This window comes from Terrisporobacter muris, from assembly GCF_024621905.1.
Lineage (GTDB): Bacteria > Bacillota > Clostridia > Peptostreptococcales > Peptostreptococcaceae > Terrisporobacter > Terrisporobacter muris.
Map to the genome: position 1 here is coordinate 1 of NZ_JANKBY010000156.1, position 8,141 is coordinate 8,141.

The 8,141-nt window shown below is 29.9% G+C and carries 11 protein-coding genes; 8 read left to right on the plus strand and 3 right to left on the minus strand.

Annotated elements, in window-relative coordinates; all coding sequences use genetic code 11:
* Positions 1-61: 61 nt before the first annotated feature.
* The 3 genes from NSA58_RS12100 (at position 62) to NSA58_RS12110 (ending at position 2,826) form a co-directional block, all read left to right on the plus strand.
* Positions 62-427 carry a hypothetical protein gene (locus tag NSA58_RS12100; protein WP_074079502.1) on the plus strand — a complete coding sequence of 122 codons (366 nt, stop codon included), beginning with the start codon at positions 62-64 and terminating at the stop codon, positions 425-427.
* A 226-nt stretch (positions 428-653) separates the two neighbouring features.
* Positions 654-1,862 (plus strand): MFS transporter, encoded by a 1,209-nt coding sequence (locus tag NSA58_RS12105; RefSeq protein ID WP_039681281.1) that lies wholly within the window; start codon positions 654-656, stop codon positions 1,860-1,862.
* A gap of 13 nt (positions 1,863-1,875) precedes the next feature.
* Entirely contained in the window at positions 1,876-2,826 is a 951-nt protein-coding gene (locus tag NSA58_RS12110; protein WP_039681280.1) for a hypothetical protein, read from the plus strand.
* 235 nt (positions 2,827-3,061) lie between these two features.
* On the opposite strand, the gene NSA58_RS20870 is transcribed toward NSA58_RS12110, so the two are convergent.
* The 3 genes from NSA58_RS20870 to NSA58_RS12125 all read right to left on the minus strand — a co-directional run bounded on the left by NSA58_RS20870 (position 3,062) and on the right by NSA58_RS12125 (position 3,820).
* Positions 3,062-3,211 carry a YvrJ family protein gene (locus tag NSA58_RS20870; RefSeq protein ID WP_074429723.1) on the minus strand — a complete coding sequence of 50 codons (150 nt, stop codon included), beginning with the start codon at positions 3,209-3,211 and terminating at the stop codon, positions 3,062-3,064.
* 14 nt (positions 3,212-3,225) lie between these two features.
* Entirely contained in the window at positions 3,226-3,450 is a 225-nt protein-coding gene (locus NSA58_RS12120) for a DUF2922 domain-containing protein (RefSeq protein WP_039681279.1), read from the minus strand.
* Between the two features lie 148 nt (positions 3,451-3,598).
* Positions 3,599-3,820, minus strand: a complete 222-nt coding sequence (locus tag NSA58_RS12125; protein WP_039681278.1) for a DUF1659 domain-containing protein — start codon at positions 3,818-3,820, stop codon at positions 3,599-3,601.
* A gap of 293 nt (positions 3,821-4,113) precedes the next feature.
* On the opposite strand from NSA58_RS12125, the gene NSA58_RS12130 reads away from it, so the two are divergent.
* From NSA58_RS12130 to NSA58_RS12150, 5 genes are all read left to right on the plus strand, one after another.
* Positions 4,114-4,644, plus strand: coding sequence for a helix-turn-helix domain-containing protein (locus tag NSA58_RS12130; protein ID WP_074079504.1), 531 nt, complete (start codon positions 4,114-4,116; stop codon positions 4,642-4,644).
* Positions 4,645-4,773: 129 nt separating this feature from the next.
* Positions 4,774-5,601, plus strand: a complete 828-nt coding sequence (locus NSA58_RS12135) for an antA/AntB antirepressor family protein (protein ID WP_074429722.1) — start codon at positions 4,774-4,776, stop codon at positions 5,599-5,601.
* A 10-nt stretch (positions 5,602-5,611) separates the two neighbouring features.
* Complete coding sequence (locus NSA58_RS12140) at positions 5,612-6,748, plus strand: phage replisome organizer N-terminal domain-containing protein (protein WP_074429721.1); 1,137 nt, start codon at positions 5,612-5,614, stop codon at positions 6,746-6,748.
* 8 nt (positions 6,749-6,756) lie between these two features.
* A complete protein-coding gene (locus tag NSA58_RS12145; RefSeq protein WP_074429720.1) occupies positions 6,757-7,509 on the plus strand; it encodes an ATP-binding protein in 753 nt (250 codons plus the stop codon).
* Positions 7,510-7,624: 115 nt separating this feature from the next.
* Entirely contained in the window at positions 7,625-7,876 is a 252-nt protein-coding gene (locus tag NSA58_RS12150) for a Mor transcription activator family protein (protein WP_039681277.1), read from the plus strand.
* Positions 7,877-8,141: the final 265 nt, after the last annotated feature.

Here is an 8,141-nt window from a genome sequence, read left to right on the forward strand (position 1 = left end):
TTAGATTGATATTATGATATTATAAGTAAGAATAATATATAGGAACTTGAGGTGAAATAATATGAACCAATATACAGAAGAAGAATTAAAAGAAGCACTAAAAGTGGTAACTTCATCTATAAGAAACTGTGAAAAAATGCATCCCAAATTTGCAGAGGGTACATCTCAGAACACCCTTCTTAAAAATAGAATAAAAGCACTTTATATTTCAAAATTTTTAATAGAAGATGAAAATATTGAAGAGAAATATACAAAGGAAGAGCTGGAAAAATCCATAGCACCAGTATCTTCAATCATAAGCAAATGTGAAAAAGCACACCTAAAAGCAGTGAAAGGCACAGCTAATCACACTAGACTTACAAAAATGATAAAAGCTATGTATGTTTCAAAATCTTTAATAACAAATGAAATAAGCAAAAGAGATTAATATTTATAAAAAGTAGTTCGTATGATCTGTAACCAATCACTAGATTTTTAATCAAAGAATGGGAGTGGAGTATATTGTGAGGGAATTTTTTCATTGTAAGGATTTTATCTTCCTATAAAAAATGATTATGAAAGAAAAATCTAATTTAAAATATAAAAATAATTGTGTTGTAGCCCTGTGTAAACTAAACTTAATAGTGAAATCATAAATTAAGCGAGGGGATGAAATGAAAAACTTATTGAATACCTACAAAGGCCTTCCCAGGGAAATATATATACTGTTTATAGGAAAAATAGTCAACTCATTAGGTGCATTTGTTCAACCTTTGATGTCTTTGATACTTACTCAAAAGCTGGGAATGAGTGCAGGAGAAGCTGGGGAATTTGTAACTTTCATGGCAATATGTCAAGTGCCCTGCATAATAATAGGTGGAAAATTGGCAGATACAATAGGAAGAAAAAAAGTAATAACCATGTTTCAGATACTTGGTATTTTAATGCTTATAATTTGTGGAATTATTCCACTATCAATCACAACGGCTAAAATCATGATACTATCATCTTGTTTTTATTCCATGTCAACGCCAGCCTATGATGCTCTAAATGCAGATTTAACAAATGAAAGCAATAGAAAGAGTTCTTATTCTTTATTATATATGGGTGTAAACATAGGATTTTCCATAGGACCTATAATTGGAGGATTTTTATATAAGGATTATTTACCTTTAATTTTTATAGGTGATGCTCTGACTACTATAGTTGCCCTTTTATTAATTGTATTATACATAAAAGAACCAAGTAGACAAAAGGAAGTTGCAGTGGATTATGAAGAAGAACAAGATTTAAAAGTATCAACATTAAGTGTAATCTTAAAAAGACCAATACTTATTTTATTTCCTGTAATGATGCTATTATATCAATTTGCATATAGTCAGTGGGTATTTACATTGCCTATTCAGTTAGGGGAATTGTTCCAGGAAAATGGAGCTAGACTTTATGGATTTTTAGGTGGATTCAATGGGTTTATAGTAATAACTTTTACACCTATATTGACTTATTTAACTAAAAAATTTAGAACCTTAAATATTATGAGTGCTGGGGGAATGTTGTATGGACTAAGTTTTGTCATATATGCTTTTGCAGATTATAAAGTGTTGTTCTTTGCTGCAACATTAGCTTTAACTATTGGGGAAGTCCTTATAGCAACAAATGCCCAAGCTTTTATTGCAAATAATACACCTTCATCTCACAGAGGAAGGATAAGTTCCATTGTTCCCATGATATCAGGTGCAGGATATGCTATGGGTCCTATGATAATGGGTGGTGTAATAGATGATTTAGGTATGTTTCAGGCTTGGATGATAATTACTGTTATTTGTATTGTTGGAGCAGTGGGAATGATGTTGATTAAGAATTTAAAAAATGTAAATGACTAATAGGAGGTTGAATATGGGAAAAAAGAGGAAAAGAGATGATATTGAAAACTACATAAAACAAATGGATTATGCTAATTGGAAATTAAAAAATAAAGATAGTGAAAACTTGATATTTGAAAAAGAAAAATTAAATAGAAAACATTTTAAAACTTTTATGAAAAGTGGGCTATCAATAAACTTTGTATATTTTATGATTCTTACAACTTTTACTATTAATATTTATGACTCTTATAATGTAAGTTTTTGCTATACAGTAACAAGTTATTGGAAAATATTTATGGTATTTTTATCTATTCTACTTCTCATAATGAGTTTAATAAAGTGTATCAGAGAAATAAATTACTTATTTAAATATAGAGTAGATATATCTAAAGAGAAATATGAGTATAGCATACCAATTAAGTCAGTTAAAAAAAGAATAAAATATGAAAAAGTGGAGGCAATTATATTACTAGTTTTATTAACTATATTATTAGCTATTACTATTAAAGCTAACTCCATGTCAAAGGAAGATAGACCAAATACTAGCTTAAACTTAAGCTTAAATGAGCTAAATGATAAAATTAAAGGTGAATCAGAGGATGAATTAGAAATAAGAAAAACAATATTTGCAAAGGATGTTTATTTTAGTCAAACTATTTACGATACAATAGATAAAACTTATTATACTGATCGAAAAGATAAAGCTTATTTAGAAATAGAGTATTTTTCAAGTGACTACAAATGGGTTTTAGATAGAGGTGTCAAAAGCATTTATGATAAAGTAAGTAATTACACAATTATTAAAGAAAACAATAATAAAAAAGAGTTGAAAAATTGGAATGCAGAGAAAGTATTTATGGGCGAGGATAAAGAGCGTATAATTATTTATAAAAATAGTGTACTGAGTATAGATGGAGATCTTGATTATACTAAAGAAAATATAGATAAGATATTAAAAGCTTGTAAAGACTCCATAGAATAAAAAATAGAAGAAAAATTTTTGAGGGAAAAAGAAATAGATGTATAAAAGATATGAAAACTAATAGAAATAGCTATAGGATTAATCTCCTATAGCTATTTTTTATATTGAAGGAAATTATATGTTATCTGCTCTGTGGATAACATATAATTTCCAACTTTGTGACTTGAGCAACGGGCGAAGCCGTTGGCGATATGAAGTGGAGCGCCCACGCAGTGGCTTAAGCGAAGCGAATTTTTTAGTTGTCTTTTATTTTAATTATGTTATGAGACAGGTCGTTAATACTATCTGTCAAAGCTTGTAGTTTCCCTTCAATTCTAACTAACAAGTAGAGAGAAATTGCTATGGGAAAACCTAGATTAGCTATGAGAGATTGTAAATCAGCCATTTAACTCACCTCGATTAAACTTCTAAGTCGTATTCAGTAGTTGTAGAGTCAACTACTTTAGCAGAAACACATGTAGCTATGTCATAACCTTTTGGTTGGAATATGTTTTTGTCTTTTATTAAGTTCATAGCATCTATGATTTCTTGTTCCTCCAAGTCTTCCCTTGGATCATCTACAGTAATAGTAAAGCTATTACCTAAGGTATTTTTAAAAGTCATTAAAAGTCTTTTTTCATCCATAATTTAACCTCCTATAAAATATGTTTTTAAGCAACGGAGTTACCTGAAATGATAATGAAGGTAACTAGTTGGCGCCATGAGCATAGCAAATTTTAAGCAACGGATTTGTCTGAAGCGATAGCAAAGACATATCGTTGGCGCCTTCCTTTTATTCAGATAAAGATGAGTTATCTAGTCTGTTTGTACCACATAGTGTATGTTGTTGTAAGTCTGATAGGGCAATTACAACGGACATAACATTATCATTTGTAGCACCTGATTTTATGCTAGAATAAGTTTTTGTCTTTATTACTCTATCTCCGTTTAAATCTGTACCATGATCAAATTTAACCTTGATAGAAGAAGCATTGGGAGTTGAAACTACTGCCATTTTACTACCTCCTTAAATTTATATTAAGGATAATTTCCCATTATAGTATAGGGAAGTTAACCTTTAATAATATGGTATTACTAAAGTGAGAATAAAGGAGAAAAGATATATGATTAAAATATTTTACTAAAAACTGAAAAATTCTTAAGAATATGCAAATTAGCAGGTTAAAATGTAATGAATAGTTAGAAGTTAATTATATTTCAGCAAAATTGACCATAAGTTGACCATTATTAAATTGAAAAATTTAGTATAATTATATTATAAAAATTAATTAAGAAAAGGGATGAGTTATGGGGATTGATTTTAGGCAAAGAAGAAAAGAGTTGGGGTATACTGTAGAGGAGTTAGCTGAAAAATCTGGAGTATCTAGGGGTACTATAAAAAACATAGAAGCAAGAAGGTGTAACCCAAGGAGCTATAATATTGAAGCTATTGCAAAGGCTTTAGATTTAGATATTACTTACAGAGATTATTATATTCATTTACATGGAGAAGATGAGAATTCCAGTGACAAAATTTCAGAGATAGACAAAAATGTGGAAGATAAATTATCTAATGTAGATAAGATATATTTTGAAAATAAGTATGAAGAGTCTTTAAATATTTATTTATCTTTAGCTATTATTTTTGATAGAGATAGTGAGCGCCTGTTTAGATGTGGAATAATATATCAATCTCTTGATGAACATGAAAAATCTATTGAGTATTGTGATAAGATACTACATAACAATGAGGAAAACTTAAATGATATGGAATTAAAGGGTGAGTGCGTAGACAACTGGGCAATATTAAAGAGTCTTTGGGAATATTTAATAAATTAATCTAAAGAAGTATAAGATTATGATATTTTAATAATAATATATCTTTTAAAATTTAATAACCAATACACTAAGAGAGCTGTCATACTAATTTTAATATGATAGCTCTCTATTATTTTAAGGAGGGGAAGTATGGAATGTAATTTGAATAATTTAATACCATTTTCCATAACAGAGGAAAGTGAGGTCTTAGTAAGTGCCAGAAGTTATCACAGCTTTTTAGAAACAAAAACAAACTTTAAACAATGGTATTTAAAAATGATTGGATATGGTTTTGTGGAAGGTGAAGACTATGAAAAAACTTATACAAAGGTGTTCACTACTCAAGGAGAGCAAACAGTAGTTGACTACATGATGAGCATAAACATGGCAAAGGAAATAGCTCTACTTCAGCAAAGTGAAAAAGGAAAGGTAGCAAGAAGGTATTTGATAAATGTGGAGAAAAAATTAAAATCTGCTCAAGTGGCACTGGGAAGCTTGCTGGAGATAACGAGAAGAAGTATGAGAAACTACACTGATTATAGTAAACATACTAATAACTATAGTAACTACAGTGAAGACTTTATGAATAGTAAAGATTCCGTGAATATGGGAAGCTCTGATTATGATGGTTATATGATAGAGCCTATTTCAGCTGATGATACTGTAGCACAATCTACATATATAAAGGAAGAAAAGAGCAGAACTTTAAACACAAATTTTAGGGATACGTCAAAGCTATTTGGGGTGAGGGAAAATCTTCTGGTAAATTGGTTGCTTTTAAGTAACTACTGTTACAGAGATAAAAAAGGAAATATTAAGCCCTATGCAAAATTTATGGATTGTTTTCATATGAAAGAATTTAGCTGTGAAAGTGGTCATAGTGGTGTGCAAACTTTGATAAATCCCAAAGGAAGGGAATTTTTTAGAAATTTATTAGTTAATGAAAATGTGATAAAAGAAGTGAAATTATTAGAATGAGGTGGATAAAATGGCGAAAACTTATTTTTGGTTAAAAATACAAGATGAATTCTTCAGACAAAAGGAAATAAAAATTTTAAGAAATATGGAAAAAGGAGCAGTTTATATAATTATTTATCAAAAGATGCTTTTGTACTCTTTGAAAAATGAGAGCAAACTTTTCTTTGATAATTTGCAAGATACTTTTGAAGAAGAGCTGGCTTTGTTGCTTGATGAGAAGGTGGAAGATGTAAAAGCAACGGTGGACTTTTTGGAAAGAGCTAATCTTATGGAATGTGTATCCTCTGATGAGTTTCTTTTGTTGCAAGTAAATGAGCTGACTGGGCGTGAAAGTGAAACTGCTAAGCGTGTAAGAAAACACAGAGAAACTAAAAAAGAGGAAGATTTATATAAAGAAGATGAAGGATCTACTGAAAAAGTAGAAGGACCGACTAAAGAAAAGGAAGGATTTAGTGAAAAAGTAGAAGGAGCTACTAAAAAAGAGGAAAAATCTACTGAAAAAGATAAAGGAACTGTGAAAGAAGATAAAGTAATTGCTAATAAAGTAAATGTGATTACAAATGATGATAAAGACACTTTAAAAGGTGATGAAACTTTTTGTAACAAAAATGTAACACCATATATAGATACAGAATTAGACAAAGAGTTAAAGAAAGAAAAAGAGTTACATATAGATTTAAATAAAGGATTTCACAAAAATAAAAAACAAAAGAAAAATAAAAAATCACAAAATAAATTAGTGAATGAGTGTGTAGAGGAGTCTGTAAACGAAAACTTATCAAAAATAATTAAGCTTTATGAGGAAAACATAGGACCTATTTATCCTGCCAATACTCAGTATTTTATAGAGCTGTCAGAAAAGATAGAGTGGACTTTGTTTAAAAGAGCCATAGAAATTTGCATAGATAAAAGCAGCGTGAACCCAGCTTATTTGAAGGGTATAATCAAAAAATGGCATGATCAAAATATCTACACACTGGAAGCTTTAAAAACAAAAGAGATGGAAATGGCAAACAGAAACAAATATGCAGTAGAAAATGATTTGGAAAAACATAAACTAAAAAATAAATCCAGCAAAAAAGAGAAAATTGATGAAAAAATATTAGCTGAAATGAATGATTTAGAAAAGAAGTTGGGTGTTAGTTAGGGGGAAAAATGGATAAAAATTTGTTAAAAAGGGCAAAAAAACTTATGGAAAGTGCCACGCTTGTTCCAGATAACTACAACTGTCCAAAGTGCAGAGACAGAGGTTATATTTTTGAAACAAGAGAAAACAACTGCGATGTGGCCATTCCCTGTCAATGTTTAGCAAAGAAACAAGTCTTTGAAAAGCTAGAAAAATGCGGACTAAGCTCAGCTTTTAAGAAAAAGACCTTTGCAAATTATGTCTGTGAAGATCAATATCAAATAAAAGCCAAAAGCCAAGTACTGAAGTTTTGTTTAAATTTTAAAGAAAACAAGGACTCTTTGCTTATTTGTGGAAGACCAGGCACGGGTAAAACTCACCTGGGAATAGCGTCTATGCTCAAACTTATAAGTGATAATGTGACCTGCAGATACGTGGAGTATAACAACATGATGGTAAATCTGAAACAAAGTATCAACGACGAGGAAAATCACATGAGGGAAATGGAAAAATACACAAACCCCACCGTACTTTTTATGGACGATTTTCTAAAAGGAAAGGCCACGCCAGCTGATCTTAGCTATATTTATAGAATAATAAACACCAGATATTTGCAAGAAAAGCCCATGATTATTTCCACAGAGAAAAGTGTGGAGGAAATTCTAGATTTTGATGAAGCTGTGGGGAGTAGAATTGTGGAAATGGCAGGAGAAAATGTGGTGGTGTTTGATGGAAATAGTGATAATCATAGACTGAGAAATCTAAAAGCTGAGATGTATTAGGTGAAGTAGGAGGAAACATAGAATCAGTTGAAAATACATTGCAGAAAGTATAATAAGATATAATTACCTAGTAGGAAATAATATTAAAAATTTATTTATATAAAGGAGTGAAAGTATGGAAATATATAAAGAGGATGTTCCTGTAAGTTTGCATAATTTGATTGATATTATTGGTATGGACAAGTTTGTAGAGGTTGCCAGATTTTATGGAGGGGCTAATTTGTATATACCTATGTATAAGAATTTGATGATTTATGATAGGAATAGGAAGATTGTGAAGGAATACAATGGGAAGAATGGCGAGATGATTAGGAAGAAGTATGATCTTTCTTATGCTCAGATGAGGCATTTGTTGAAGGGAAAGTAGGGGGAGATTAAAATAAATTAATAATAAAGGAGTCTAATAAACCTTAGGCTCCTTTATTATTAATTTATAATGTTATGTAAGTAAAATTTAATATATAAAATGTATCAACTTGCACAAGTAGATTTGAGAAAAATATAATTTATAAGTGAATTTTCTTAATTAATGCAATTTACATCTATATCTTTTACTATTATGATAGGTAATTTCATAATAGTTGGAGGAAGATAATGAGAATAAGTAGATTAGAAGAAAAATGCTTAAATGA

What these genes read in the sequence shown, in the direction of transcription:
- NSA58_RS12100 (WP_074079502.1), top strand. Translation starts at nt 62, where the DNA reads ATGAACCAATATACAGAAGAAGAATTAAAAGAAGCACTAAAAGTGGTA.
- NSA58_RS12105 (WP_039681281.1), top strand. Translation starts at nt 654, where the DNA reads ATGAAAAACTTATTGAATACCTACAAAGGCCTTCCCAGGGAAATATAT.
- NSA58_RS12110 (WP_039681280.1), top strand. Translation starts at nt 1,876, where the DNA reads ATGGGAAAAAAGAGGAAAAGAGATGATATTGAAAACTACATAAAACAA.
- NSA58_RS20870 (WP_074429723.1), bottom strand. Translation starts at nt 3,211, where the DNA reads ATGGCTGATTTACAATCTCTCATAGCTAATCTAGGTTTTCCCATAGCA.
- NSA58_RS12120 (WP_039681279.1), bottom strand. Translation starts at nt 3,450, where the DNA reads ATGGATGAAAAAAGACTTTTAATGACTTTTAAAAATACCTTAGGTAAT.
- NSA58_RS12125 (WP_039681278.1), bottom strand. Translation starts at nt 3,820, where the DNA reads ATGGCAGTAGTTTCAACTCCCAATGCTTCTTCTATCAAGGTTAAATTT.
- NSA58_RS12130 (WP_074079504.1), top strand. Translation starts at nt 4,114, where the DNA reads ATGGGGATTGATTTTAGGCAAAGAAGAAAAGAGTTGGGGTATACTGTA.
- NSA58_RS12135 (WP_074429722.1), top strand. Translation starts at nt 4,774, where the DNA reads ATGGAATGTAATTTGAATAATTTAATACCATTTTCCATAACAGAGGAA.
- NSA58_RS12140 (WP_074429721.1), top strand. Translation starts at nt 5,612, where the DNA reads ATGGCGAAAACTTATTTTTGGTTAAAAATACAAGATGAATTCTTCAGA.
- NSA58_RS12145 (WP_074429720.1), top strand. Translation starts at nt 6,757, where the DNA reads ATGGATAAAAATTTGTTAAAAAGGGCAAAAAAACTTATGGAAAGTGCC.
- NSA58_RS12150 (WP_039681277.1), top strand. Translation starts at nt 7,625, where the DNA reads ATGGAAATATATAAAGAGGATGTTCCTGTAAGTTTGCATAATTTGATT.